Below are 12,738 nucleotides of genomic sequence, written 5' to 3'. Positions count from 1 at the left end.
TATAATCTGACTGCAATGGCTAATCCGACCACAATGGCGCCTCCCACGATTGCCGCTACCTCGTCCGCTGAGGCACCGCGCACCGGCAACTGGGATGGCGGCAACGAACCTTTCAAGGCGAGCTACGGCAAGCTGATGATGTGGTTCTTCCTGCTCTCCGACGCCTTCACATTCGCCGCCTTCCTCACCGCCTACGGCTTTATCCGCCATAAGCACGCCGTGTTTGCGGGTGAGGCCAAGCAGTTCGTGTTCAACACGGCGTACTGGCCCATTCCGGAAAAGGTGTTCAACGCCTTCCCTGGCTTGCACGGCCTGGATTTGCCCCTGGCTTTCGTAGCGCTGATGACGATGATTCTCATCTTCAGCTCCGTGACGATGGTGCTGGCCGTGGAAGCCGGCCACCGCATGGACCGCGACGATGTGCAGAAGTGGCTCTTGTGGACGATTCTCTTCGGCAGCACCTTTCTGGCCTCGCAGGCCTGGGAGTGGAGCCACTTCATCGCCGGCACCGAGGCCGGCACCCGCATGGCCGATGGCAGCGTTTATCAGGGCGCGAGTCTGTCGGTCAATCAGTACGGGCCAGTCTTGTTTGCTGACTTGTTTTTCTTTATCACCGGCTTCCACGGCACCCACGTATTTTCAGGCGTTTGCCTGCTGATTTGGTGCTTTATCGCTACCACCAACGGCACGTTCCACAAGCGCGGCCACTACGAGATGGTCGAAAAAATCGGCCTCTACTGGCACTTTGTGGACTTGGTGTGGGTGTTCGTATTTACTTTCTTTTATCTGGTTTAACACGTCCCTCATGCTGACGAAGGAAGCATCTTATCGCGGCTACCGATATCAGAATTAGTAACCCATGCGGCGCGAAGGTGATAAGGTCCTTCGCTGCGCTCAGAATGACAATTTAAATTATGTCCGTTCAAAGCTCCTCTTCGCTCGATGCCACCCCGCGCGGGGAAATTGCCAAGCCGAATACCGCCTGGATTTGGCGCACCTTCTGGGTACTGGTCGGCATCACCGCCGTCGAATTCGTGTTTGTATTCTTCATGGGAGCCGGTACGCTACGCAACAGCATCTTTATCGTACTCACCATCTTCAAGGCCTTTTTCATCGTCGCCGAGTTCATGCACCTCAAGCACGAAACCAAGGGGCTTATCTGGACCATCCTCATTCCAATAGGCTTGCTGGTCTGGCTGCTCGTGGCTCTGGTCACTGAGGGCTCTTACCTCGGCGAGGCGCTGAGCAATATGTTCAAGTAGCCAGCCGATGCGGCCCCGCCAAACCCTGCTGCTGGGGCTGCTGCTGCTGGTGCCGGTGCTGGCCTTTCTGTTCCTGAATAACTTCGGCACCAACCATTACGCGCTGCCATTCCTGTTGCCCGACCGTGTGGACTCCACGCGCGTGACGGGCGGAAAACAGGCGTGGCAGCGCGATACTGTTTTCCACCAAATCCGGCCCTTCCAGCTGCTGTCGTCGGCCGGGCGCACGTTCCGCTCGGCTGAGCTAGCTGGGGGGGTGCAGGTGGCGCAGTTCTACGCTGCCGATGAGCCGAGCGCCCTGGCGGCCCGGCAACTGCTGCGGGTGCAGGAAAAATACCGGCAGGAGCCGCGGGTGCGCGTGCTCAGCTTTGTGCTGAACCCTGGGCCGCAGCCGGCGGTTACACTACCGAAGCTGGCCGAGCAGTATGGCACGGTAGCGGGCAAGTGGTTTTTCCTCGCTGGCCCCGCCGGCACGATGCGAACGCTCTACCACGACGAGTACCGCTACGACGTGCCCTACCACCGCACCATTCAGGGCCACCCCGTGACGGTGCCGCCCGCCCCGGGCCGCCTGTTGCTGCTCGACCGCAACCGGCACCTGCGCGGCGTGTACGACGGGCGCGATGGGCGCGAAATCGACCGGCTGCTGGTGGAGATTGACGTTTTGCTTTATTCTTATGACCACGACAACTGAGACGCTGCACCCGCCGGTGCTGGAGCCCGGCGACTACACCAAGTACAAGATTATCCTGGCCGCGCTCGGCGCCGTGGTGCCGCTGCTGGTAGCAATGCTCTACTTTTTCCCCGGCCTGCTCAAGGTGCCGGGTCTGGAAGTGAAGTTTCTGCCCAAGGTCATCGCCCTGATTAACTCGCTGACCGCCGGGGCGCTGGTGCTGGGCTACTACTTCATCCGGCAGGGGCAGGTGCTGCGGCACCGCGCCATGATGGGAACCGCTTTTCTGTTGGGGGCGATGTTTCTGGTCGCCTACGTGACGTACCACTCCCAGACGGCTTCGACCCATTTCGGGGGGGTAGGGCTCAGCCGGCTGGTTTACTTTCTGCTGCTGCTGAGCCACATCAGCCTGGCCGTGGTAACGGTGGGGCTGGTGTTGTTCACACTCTACTTCGCTCTCACTGGGCAATACACCAAGCACAAGCGCATTGCCCGCTGGACGTTCCCGGTCTGGCTCTACGTATCGGTGACGGGCGTAGTCGTGTACTTTATGATTTCGCCCTACTACACGTAGCGCGGTGAAAGTCCGCGGCGCAAAAGAAACTTTACCCATTATCCGGCGTTGTATTTTATATGAAAAAGCAACTTAAAATCAGCCTGTTTGCCCTGCTGCTGGGCCTGCTGACGAGCTTTGCTCCGCTAGGAGCCAGAGCGCAGTGCGTGATGTGCAAAAGCCAGGTCGAGGCCGCCCGCCAGGAGAAAGACGACTACGACGTGACCGGTCTCAACCGGGGCATCGTGTACATGATGAGCGTGCCGTATCTGCTGATGGGCGCCATCGGCTACTTCTGGTACCGGCGCAGCCACGCCGCCAAAAAGGGTCGCAGCTAGTGGCCGCCATCCGCTCATCGTGGCTGGCGATGCTGGCCCTGCGCTGCCCGCGCTGCCATCAGGGCCAGCTATTTAGCCGGTCGGCCCTGAACGTGCGACATTTCGACGAGATGCCCGAAGCGTGCGCGGTGTGCGGGCAGCACCTTGAGCCCGAGACCGGCTTCTACTGGGGTGCGATGTACATCAGCTTCGGCTTTTCGACCGCCATCGTGCTGGCGGTGGGCCTGGTGCTGTATTACTTGCTCAATAATCCGGATACGTGGGTCTACACGGTGGTAGTGGCCGTCGTGACGGTGTTGCTGGCGCCGCTTTCCTTTCGCTATGCCCGCGCCATTATGCTGTATGCCTTCGGCGGTATTCGCTTCGACCCGCACTACGTAAACGTTCGGCCGGGTAGTACGCCGGCGGGGGGGTAGGGATTGTGCGCCGCTTGCCCACCCGGCTGACATTCTGCCAAATGCCGCTCCTGAGCGGCATTTTTGTCTTTAATGGGGTCGGCAGCTAAGTAGCAGCTAGCCCAGTGAAAGTCGCTGTCGGGCGACTCGCACGACTTTTGCGCACTCATCTTTGCTGAGTTGGGGCCTGAGTGCTGGTGGTTTTTGTACTATTATTTTCTTTATCGTGAGGCGTCTGCTGGCTGGATTGCGTATTTCGCCTTGGGCGCTGCTGCTAGTGGCTATCTCGCTGCTGACGGCCGGCTACTGGATAAGCCGGCTCACGCAGCCCCTGGTGTTGCCGCGGGCCGATGCCGACCGGTTGCGCAACCTGGTGCAGGAGGCCAAAACCCGCGCCCGCCGCGAGGCCGACACCGTGGCCGCCGAAATCCGGCGCGGCCAGCTCAGCTTTCAGCAGCTGCGCAGCCGTAGCTCCTACCCCTGCTTTGTGTACGAAGGTGGCCAGCTGCGCTACTGGTCGGATTCGAGTATTCGCCCCGACGCGGAGGTGGTGGCCGCGCCCGTGGCCGAGCGGCTGGTGGAAACCCCGCTGGGTCAGTTTCTGACCTTGCGGCGGGCCGTAAACCAGTTTATAGTCATCACTTATGTGCCCCTGGAGCGGCACTACGGCATCAGCAACCGCTACCTCACCGACGGCGCCGAGCAGGCCCTGTTCCGGGGTCTGGGCGTGCGGGTGGTGGTCGACAGCGCCGCCCGGCCGCTGGCGCAGGTGCGCACCGATGCGGGCAGCTACCTGTTTTCGGTCGAGCGGCTGGTGATCAATCCGTTCACCGGGCAGTACGTGCCGCTGGCGCTGCTCATGTTGGGGGCCGCGCTCTACGCGGCCAGCTGGCTGCTGCTGGCCCGGCGCTGGTGGCAGGCCGGGCGGGGTGGGCGGGCCGTGGCGGCGCTGGTCCTGCCGCTGCTGGCTTTGCGCGGGCTGGGCCTGGTGGGGCTGCCATTTTCCTTCACCGAGCTGCCCCTGTTCGACCCGCGGGTATACGCGGCCTCCTGGCTGGCGCCCTCGCTCGGCGACCTGCTGCTCAACGCCACGCTGGCCGTGCTCATTGCGGTGGGCGGGCTGCTGCTGGCACGGCACTACCGCCTGCTGGAGCGCCTGAGTTCCGGCGCGCCGCGCACCGTGGCCGGGCAGCTGCTGGCGGCCACGGCCCTGAGCGCAGCGTTTGGCGGGCTGCTGTGGCTGCTCTATAGCTATTATCTCGAAACCTTCGGCAGCGCCCAGCTCAGCCTCGACATCACCCAGAGTATGCAGCTGAGCGGCTTCCGGCTGGTGCTGGCCCTGGCCGTGCTGCTGCACACCACCGGCTACGTGCTCAAGTTCTACGTGCTGACCCAGCTGGCGGGCGCGGCCCTGCGCTTTGCCGCGCGCTGGGTTATCCTGGGCGGGCTGGCCCTGGCCGCCGCCGTGACCCTGACCCTGGGCCTGGCCCTGGACCACTCGCTGCTGCTGCTGGCCGCGCTGGCCCTGACATTCGGCCTGCTGGTGCGGGTGGGGCAGCTGCGGCGGCTGCCGGCGGCGCCCGGCTACCGGGCCGTAGTGCTGCTGGCCCTGCTGCTGGGGCTGACCTCGGCCACCGGCGCGCTGGCGCTGTACGTGCACTTCGAGCGGCAGCTGCTGCTGGATAAGCAGCGCCTGGCCACCAACCTGCTCGTGGACAACGACTTCCAGGGCGAGTACCTGCTCGGCGACCGGATTCGGCGGCTGGCCCAGGACCCGTTCGTGCAGCGCGCCTTTAGCGGCGCATTTGCCCGCACCGACGCCGTGCGGCGGCGCATCAGCCGCCAGTATCTGCGCGATTATTTCGACAAGTACGAAACCAGCATTACCCTATATGGGCCGGCCGGGCAGCCCTTGGGCCTAGCCAGCCCGGAAACCGCCGAGGGAGTACCAGGTCAGCTACCGCCGCCGCTGGCCGAGCTGCGGGCCGAAATCCGCCGCAACACCACCCGCACCGACCAGCCCGGCGTGTTCCTGATGCGGTCCGGCAACTCGTTCAGCTCGCGGCGCTACCTGGCTCTGACGGCCGTGCGCGACTCGGCCGGCCAGCCGCTGGGTACCATCGCCCTGGCCCTGACGCTCAAGAAGCTCAGCACCTACAGCGTGCTGCCCGAGCTGCTCGTGGACCAGAAGTTTTTCCAGCCGGGCCTGGCCACGGCGCTGAGCTACGGTGGCTACGGCGGCGGCCGGCTCGTGTACAGCGAGGGCGATTTTGACTATGCCCGCCGCCTGCCCGCCGGCCGCCTGCAGGATGCGCGCCTCTACACTACGGGGCTGGTGCAGGGCGACTTTCACCACTTGGCCGTGCGGGGCTCGCAGGGGCGCACCGTGGTCGTGACCACCACCACCTACTCGCTCACCGACTGGCTGGCCAACTTCTCGTTTCAATTTCTAATGGCCGCCTTTGCGGCGGTGCTGCTGGCCGTGCTCTACCTGCTGGTGTGGGGGCGCCCCGGCTGGCTGCAACTCAACCTCAGCTCCCGTATTCAGTTGCTGCTCACCGGCGGCGTACTCGTGCCGCTGCTGGTGGTGAGCGCCGCCGTGGGCTCGCAGGTTATTGCCTCCTATCAGCTGGATTTGCGGCGCACCTACGAGCGGCGCGGGCAGGTGGCCCTGGAAAGCCTGCGCCGCCGCCCCGAGCTGCTGGCCGGCGCCGACTCAGTGGCGCAGCCCGCGCTGGCCGCGCTGGCCCGCAACGTAGCCGCCTTCACCGAAACCGACCTCAACATCTATAACGCCCGCGGCGAGCTGCTCACCAGCTCGCAGCCGCTCATTTTCGAGGCCGGGCTGCTCGGGCCGCTGCTCAACCCGCAGGCGATGGCCGCGCTGGCCGAAGGCGGGCAAACCCGCGCCCTGCTCACCGAGCGCGCCGGCTCACTCTCGTTCAATGCCCTGTACCTGCCAGTGCGGGGCGCCGGCACCGCCGCCGGCCAGGCCGGCCCGCTGACGGGCTTCGTGGGCATCCCGTTTTTTGACTCCGAAAAGGAGCTGGACCGCAAGCTCACCGAGCTGTTTACCACCATCCTGAACATCTTCACCCTGATGTTCATCAGCTTTCTGGCCCTGGCCTTCTTCGCCGCCCGGCGCCTGACCGCGCCGCTGAGTTTGGTGACGGCGCGCCTGACCCAAACCTCGCTCACGGGCCAGAATGAGGAACTGCACTACCGCTCCTCCGACGACGAAATCGGCCTGCTCGTGCGCGAGTACAACGCCATGCTGCGCAAGCTCGAAGCCAGCAAGCAGGAGCTGGCAGCCCAGGAAAAAGAAGCCGCTTGGCGCGAGATGGCGCGCCAAGTCGCCCACGAAATCAAAAATCCGCTCACGCCTATGAAGCTGAGCCTGCAATACCTGCAAAAAGCCATCAACGAGCGCCGCCCCAACGCCGAGGAGCTGATTGGCCGCATCTCGCAGACGCTTATCACCCAGATTGATGTGCTCTCGGACATCGCCACCTCCTTCAGCACCTTCACCAACCTGCCCGCCATGCGCCCCGAGCGCCTCGACGTGGCCGCCGTGCTGCGCCGCTGCGCCGCCCTGCACCAGCCCGACGCGGCCGACGGCTCGCTGGAGCTGGCCCTCCCCCTGGACCCCGCCCTCGACGGCCACTGCATCGTGTACGCCGACGAAAACCTGCTCGTGCGCACCTTCAACAACCTGCTCATCAACGCCCGCCAATCGGTGCCCGCCGGCCGCGTCCCGCACCTGCGTGTGGGCCTGTGCTGCCACGACCACCACGTGCAGGTTGCCATCGCCGACAACGGCAGCGGCATCCCAGCCGAGGTGCAGACCCAGATGTTCGTGCCCAACTTCACCACTAAAGCCAGCGGCTCGGGCATTGGGCTGGCCGTGGCCAAGCGCGGCATCGAGAGCGCCGGCGGCCACATCTGGTTTGAAACCCAGGTTGACCAGGGCACCACGTTTTTCATCGAGCTGCCTTTGGCCGGGTAGAGGGGGGTAGGGCAATGGTCGAGTGCTCACTTGCGCCGGGCTGATGGGTATCTTCGCCCATGCACCCGCTGCGCGCCTACCTGCTCCGTTTCGTGCCCGAGCTGACCGCCGCCGACTGGCAGCCCTTCGCCGAGGCGCTGCGTTCGCGCCACTTGGCGCGCGGCGAGCATTTCGTGCAAGCGGGTGAGTACCGTCCGGAACTGGCGCTGCTGCTGAGCGGTGCCTGCCGGCTCTACTATCCCCGGCCCGACGGTGAGGAGCGCACCACCTACTTCTTCTTTGAAAACCACCTGCTGGCCGACTACTCCGGCTGCCTCACCGGCCGGCCCAGCCAGCTCAGCATTCAGGCCCTGACCGATACGGAGCTGACCGTGTTCGACTACGCCGTGCTACGCCGCCTCTACGATAAGCGGCCGGTGTACGAGCGGTTTGGGCGCCTCGTGGCGGAGTACCACCTGCTCGGCACCGATGCCCGGCTGGTCGAGCAGTTGCTGCTCTCGCCCGAAGAGCGCTACCGCGCCCTGCTGACCAGCGGCAAAACCAAGATTCTGGAGCGGATTCCTCAGCATCTGGTGGCAAATTATTTAGGAATTACGCCCGTTTCGCTGAGCCGCATCCGGGCCCGCGTGGCGCGGCGGGGTTGATGGGAAAGCAGGGGGTAGGCAAGTCAGAGTGCGGTCGGGCCGGACCATTGGGCAACTGATTTCTTAGCTTTTGTTATCGTCAGCCAAGGGCTGGGCAGGGGAATTTTGAGGTGTTCATTTTAATCACCCCAAACCTCTTTCGCGCCATGAAAACGCTATTGAAAATTGAAGAACTGGCCGAGCTGCTGCTGGCGCTGGTCGTGTTCGCCCGCCTGCCCTACGCCTGGTGGGTGCTGCCCGCCGCCTTTCTGCTGCCCGACCTGAGCATGGTGGGCTACCTGGCTGGGCCGCGAGCCGGCGCCTTTAGCTACAATCTCGTGCACCACAAGGCCCTGGGCCTGGCGGTGGGGGTAGGGAGCTGGCTGCTGGGCCAGCCCGCGCTGCTGCTGGCGGGCACGGTGCTGCTCTCTCACAGCGCCTTCGACCGGCTCTTGGGCTACGGCCTCAAGTACGGCACTGGCTTCAAGGACACGCACCTGGGGCGAGTGGGCGCAGACCGGCCGGCGTTGGCGGCCGGGTAGGGAGTAGGCGAGTGAGGCTGAGCGAAAGCGGCGCTGAGGGCGCTGGCACGAATCTAGCGCCGCCCGGCGTTCTGCCCCGCCCCGAGAATGCCGACCTTTGCCGCATGAGCCGTCGCTGCCCCGTTTCTGTGTCGCCGAAGCTGCTGGGGTGGCTGCTGCTGGGACTGCTGCTGGCTTTTGGAGCCCGGCCGGCGCGGGCGCAGCAGCGGCCCGCCACCTCCGGCCGGCCAGCGGTGGCGGCTCCGCCTAGTACCCTGCGCTGCCGCTTCCTGCGCCTGGCGCCGGGCCGCGACACGACCACGTTCAGCCTCAGTGATACGCTCACCATCGTGCCGGGCTCCGTCAGCGCCGAGGGCCGCGCCGTGAGCTACGACCCCGGCCCCGGCCGCTACCAGATTATCCGGCCCGCGCCGCGCGACAGCGCCGGCTTCGCCATCCCCGATTCGGTGCGGCTCTGCTACCGGGTGCTGCCGCTGCAGCTGGCGGCGCCGCGCTTCCGGCGCCCGCGCCAGCTCATGGACTCGCTGGAGTTTCGGGACCGCCGCCTGGGCTTCGAGGATTTCAGCCAGCAAGAGCAGATTCTGAGCACGCCCGGCATCAGCAAAACCGGCAACCTGGCGCGCGGCATCTCCTTCGGCAATACGCAGAACGTGTTCGTCAACTCGGCCCTGAACCTGCAACTGGAAGGCCAGCTCACGGATAATATTCAGCTCACGGCCGCCATTTCCGACCAGAACGTGCCCTTCCAGCCCGAGGGCAACACGCAGCAGCTCCAGCAGTTTGACCGCATCTACATCACCCTCACCGCGCCGCAGTGGAGCCTGACGGCCGGCGACGTAGTGCTGCGCAACAAGCCCGACTACTTTCTGCGCTATTATAAAAACATTCAGGGCGCGGCCATCGAGGCTAATCTAGGTCCGCCGGGTTTAGGCCTGCTGGGGGGGGTAGGGAATGGTGCGTTCACGGCGCCCGCCGCGGGTGCCGTGGTCGGCAATCCGGGCAACATCGGCAGCAGCAACGGGCCGGGTAGCGTACCCGGCAGTGGGCCGGCGCTGGGCGGCTCGGCGCCGGGCGGGGGGGTAGGGATTCCGAATCCAGGGTTAATCAATGGATTAAATAACGGCGCGAGCAACGGTGTCGGCAACGGGCAGAATGCGGGTTTGAGCGACGGGCAGAGCGCGGCCGTAACTACTGCCGGCCGCGACGGGCGGGGCCGCGAAATCCGCTCGTCCACGACTGTGGCGGGCGGCGTGGCCAAGGGCAAGTTTGCCTCGCTCGACATCGCGCCCATCGAGAACGTGCAGGGCCCTTACCGCCTGCGCGGGCCTAACGGCGAGCAGTTCATCATTGTGCTGGCCAACTCGGAGCGCGTGTACCTGGATGGGCGCCTGCAAGTCCGGGGCTTTGATTACGATTATGTAATTGACTACAACCTGGCCGAAGTCACGTTTTCGCCCCGCCACCTCATCACCCGCAACTCCCGTTTGCGGGTCGAGTTTGAGTATTCCGACCTCAACTACGCCCGCTCGCTCGTGGCGCTGAGCCACTACCAGCAAGTGGGCAAGCTGCGCCTGCACGGCAATTTCTACCAAGAAGCCGACAATCCCGACAACGCTCCCAACTTAAATCTTAACCCCGAAGACCGCGAGCGCCTGCGCCAGGCCGGCAACGTGGCCGTAGCCCTGACGCCCGGCGCCGACTCCGTGGCCTACGACCGCACCCAGGTGCTGTACCGCCGCGACCCCGCCACGGGCCGCTTCCGCCGCGCCGTGGGCGCCGATACGCTCGGCGGCGTGTATCAGGTGCGCTTCACGGAAGTAACTCAGGGCCAAGGTGATTATCGGCTGAGTTCGACGGAGCTGAACGCCAACGGCCGGGTGTTTGAGTATGCCGGCGCCGGGCAGGGCCGCTACGCGCCGGTGCGCCTGCTCCCTACCCCCCTGCGCAAGCAGCAAGTGACGGCGGGCGCCTCTTACGAGCTGGACAGCACGGCCACGGTGTTCGTGGATTTGGCCCGCTCGCGGCTGGAGCGCAACCGCTTTTCGCCCGCTGCCGACCAGGGCGCGGCCATGCGCCTGGGCTACGCGGTGCGGGGCCGGAGCCTGGCGGGCCTGCCGATTCTAGAGAATTATCTGCGCGACTACCGCCTGTATTCGACGCTCGACTACGAGTATACCGCCGCCGGTTTCACGCCCATCGACCGCTACCGCGACGTAGAGTTTGACCGCAACTGGAGCGCCCAGAACACCGTGGCTGGCACCAGCACCGGCCAGACGCCGCGCGAGGACAACATCTTCAACTTCAGCCTGGGCCTGCTGCGCGACCCGAACAACGCTATCAGCTACCGCGTCAGCCGCCGCTACCGGGCCGGCGAGGTGCGCGGCTTGCAGCACTGGCTGGATGTGGCTCAGAAGCTGGGCGACGTGGAGCTGCGCGGCTCCTTGTTTGTGCTCGGCGCCGACGCGGGCAGCCGCCGCAGCGCCTGGGCGCGGGGCGAAGCCACGGCGCGCTTCGTGCGCGGGGCCGTGGTGCCGGGCTACGCCTACCGCTTCGACAAAAACCGCGTCGCCCTGCCCGACGGCCGCGAGCTGACCTCGGCCAACTACTTCGACGAGCACAACGTGTTCGTGATGAGCCGCGACTCGGCCCGGCTGAATTATCGCCTCGACTACAGCCGCCGCCAGGACCAGGCCCCGAATGAGGAGCGCACTGCCATCGCGCGCCGCGCCCAGGCCCAAACCTGGCAGGGCAGTCTGGCCACGAGAATCGGTAAAACCCAGGATTTGCGGGTGCTGGCCACCTACCGCGACTTGCGGGCGGCCAGCGCCGACAGCGCCCGCCGCCGGACGGTGCTCGGCAAAATCGACTACAACGCCGGCCTGCTGCAAGGCCAGGTGCGCTCGGAGCTGAGCTACAGCATCGGCACGGGTAGGGAATTAAAGCGCGACTTCTCGTTCGTGGCCGTACCCGCCGGCCAGGGCACCCACTTCTACGCTGGCGATTTGAACAGTGATGGCATTCAGCAGAAAGAGGAGTTCTTCGAGGCCCAGACGCCCGACGCGCAGTACCGCACCTTTATTAAGGTGTTTTTGCCGACCCAAGATTACATCACGGCCTTCACCAACCGGCTCAGCTACCGCCTCACGGCCAACGCCCCGCGCCCCTGGCGCGAGGCCGGCGGCTGGCGCGCCGCGGCGGCCCGCTTCTCCAGCATTAGCAGCGTCACGCTCGACCGCCGCACCACCGACCCCGGTCTCGGCGCCCGCCTTAATCCCTTCGGCTCGCCCACCAACGGCGAGCAGACCCTGGGTGCCAACCGCCTCCTGCGCAACACCCTGTACTACAACCGCTCGAATCCCATCTTCGGCGCCGAGTTCACCGTGCAGCAAACCAAGCTCAAAACCCTGCTGGCCCAGGGCTTCGACCTGCGCAATATTCTGAGCCAGAGCCTGCTCGTGCGGCGCACGCTGGCGCAGTCGTTCACGGGCCGGCTGCTCGTGGCGCGCAACGTGCGCGAGGCCGCCAGCACCTACCTCAGCCAGCGCAACTTCCGTCTGCTCTTGTATGATGTGCAGCCCGAAATCAGCTACCAGCCTACCCCCGCCCTGCGCCTGACCGGCACCTACCTGCGCCAAAGCAAGCGCAACAGCCTGCCTAATCTGACCCAGCCCAATGAACAGTTGGCCCAGGGCACTTTCGATGAGCTAGGCCTCGAAACCCGCCTCAGCCAAGTAAATAAGCGCACCATCACGGCCAATGTGCGCGGCACCCGCGTCGGCTTCCAGGGCGACCCGGCCACGGTGGCAGGCATCGAAATCCTGAACGCCCTGCGCCCCGGCTCCAACTTCACCTGGAACCTGAACCTGGAGCAGCGCCTGAGCAACGGCCTCAATATCAATGTGGCCTATGACGGCCGCAAGGCCAGCGGCCTGCGCACCGTTCACACCGGCCGGATGCAGGTCGCGGTGCTGTTTTAGCCCTTCACCACGCGCAGGCCCAGCGCCGTCAAATGGTCGAAGTCGTGGTCGGCGGTGTGCAGCTCGACATCAAAGTAAAGTGCCGTGGCGGCAATCCAAAGGTCGTTTTTGCTCATGTTGCGAGCCGAAAGGCCGGCGGGCAGGGGTAGGGACCGCAGCTTGCCCTGGCTGTAGGCGTCGATGCGCGCGTAGGGGAGCGTGAAAACGCGCGAGATTTCTAGCATTGGGTGATAAGCAAACAGACTTTGCATGAAATCAACCTTCTGGTAGCCCCAATCGGCTTTCAGCGCGAAAGCTTCCAACTCGCCCACGACGACCATCGACAGCACAACCTCTTCCGGCATGGGTTGGCTGCGCCAAATATGCTGG

At 65.0% G+C, this 12,738-nt stretch carries 11 protein-coding genes; 10 read left to right on the top strand and 1 reads right to left on the bottom strand.

The window, feature by feature from the left end; all coding sequences use genetic code 11:
• Positions 1–33: 33 nt before the first annotated feature.
• From ACFE70_RS07200 to ACFE70_RS07155, 10 genes are all read left to right on the top strand, one after another.
• Positions 34–795, top strand: coding sequence for a cytochrome c oxidase subunit 3 (locus ACFE70_RS07200; protein WP_375417050.1), 762 nt, complete (start codon positions 34–36; stop codon positions 793–795).
• Positions 796–914: 119 nt separating this feature from the next.
• Positions 915–1,262, top strand: a complete 348-nt coding sequence (locus tag ACFE70_RS07195) for a cytochrome C oxidase subunit IV family protein (RefSeq protein ID WP_375417049.1) — start codon at positions 915–917, stop codon at positions 1,260–1,262.
• Between the two features lie 7 nt (positions 1,263–1,269).
• Positions 1,270–1,956, top strand: a complete 687-nt coding sequence (locus ACFE70_RS07190) for a hypothetical protein (protein WP_375417048.1) — start codon at positions 1,270–1,272, stop codon at positions 1,954–1,956.
• Positions 1,940–2,509 carry a DUF420 domain-containing protein gene (locus tag ACFE70_RS07185; protein ID WP_375417047.1) on the top strand — a complete coding sequence of 190 codons (570 nt, stop codon included), beginning with the start codon at positions 1,940–1,942 and terminating at the stop codon, positions 2,507–2,509. The genes ACFE70_RS07190 and ACFE70_RS07185 overlap by 17 nt, the downstream gene beginning before the upstream one ends.
• Positions 2,510–2,568: 59 nt before the next feature.
• Complete coding sequence (locus ACFE70_RS07180) at positions 2,569–2,826, top strand: hypothetical protein (protein ID WP_375417046.1); 258 nt, start codon at positions 2,569–2,571, stop codon at positions 2,824–2,826.
• On the top strand, positions 2,826–3,242 hold the full coding sequence (locus ACFE70_RS07175; protein ID WP_375417045.1) for a DUF983 domain-containing protein: 417 nt from the start codon (positions 2,826–2,828) through the stop codon (positions 3,240–3,242). The genes ACFE70_RS07180 and ACFE70_RS07175 overlap by 1 nt, the downstream gene beginning before the upstream one ends.
• A 205-nt stretch (positions 3,243–3,447) precedes the next feature.
• Positions 3,448–7,227 (top strand): ATP-binding protein, encoded by a 3,780-nt coding sequence (locus tag ACFE70_RS07170; RefSeq protein ID WP_375417044.1) that lies wholly within the window; start codon positions 3,448–3,450, stop codon positions 7,225–7,227.
• 59 nt (positions 7,228–7,286) lie between these two features.
• Positions 7,287–7,871, top strand: coding sequence for a Crp/Fnr family transcriptional regulator (locus tag ACFE70_RS07165; protein ID WP_375417043.1), 585 nt, complete (start codon positions 7,287–7,289; stop codon positions 7,869–7,871).
• A 146-nt stretch (positions 7,872–8,017) separates the two neighbouring features.
• Complete coding sequence (locus ACFE70_RS07160; protein ID WP_375417042.1) at positions 8,018–8,392, top strand: DUF4260 domain-containing protein; 375 nt, start codon at positions 8,018–8,020, stop codon at positions 8,390–8,392.
• Positions 8,393–8,496: 104 nt separating this feature from the next.
• A complete protein-coding gene (locus ACFE70_RS07155) occupies positions 8,497–12,369 on the top strand; it encodes a hypothetical protein (protein WP_375417041.1) in 3,873 nt (1,290 codons plus the stop codon).
• Here ACFE70_RS07155 and ACFE70_RS07150 read toward each other — a convergent pair.
• A complete protein-coding gene (locus ACFE70_RS07150; RefSeq protein ID WP_375417040.1) occupies positions 12,366–12,713 on the bottom strand; it encodes a PIN domain-containing protein in 348 nt (115 codons plus the stop codon). The two genes, ACFE70_RS07155 and ACFE70_RS07150, sit on opposite strands and share 4 nt — an antisense overlap.
• Positions 12,714–12,738 lie beyond the last annotated feature (25 nt).

This window comes from uncultured Hymenobacter sp. (assembly GCF_964243305.1).
In the GTDB taxonomy this organism is placed as follows: Bacteria; Bacteroidota; Bacteroidia; order Cytophagales; family Hymenobacteraceae; genus Hymenobacter.
This window is presented reverse-complemented; position numbering and strand designations above follow the sequence as displayed.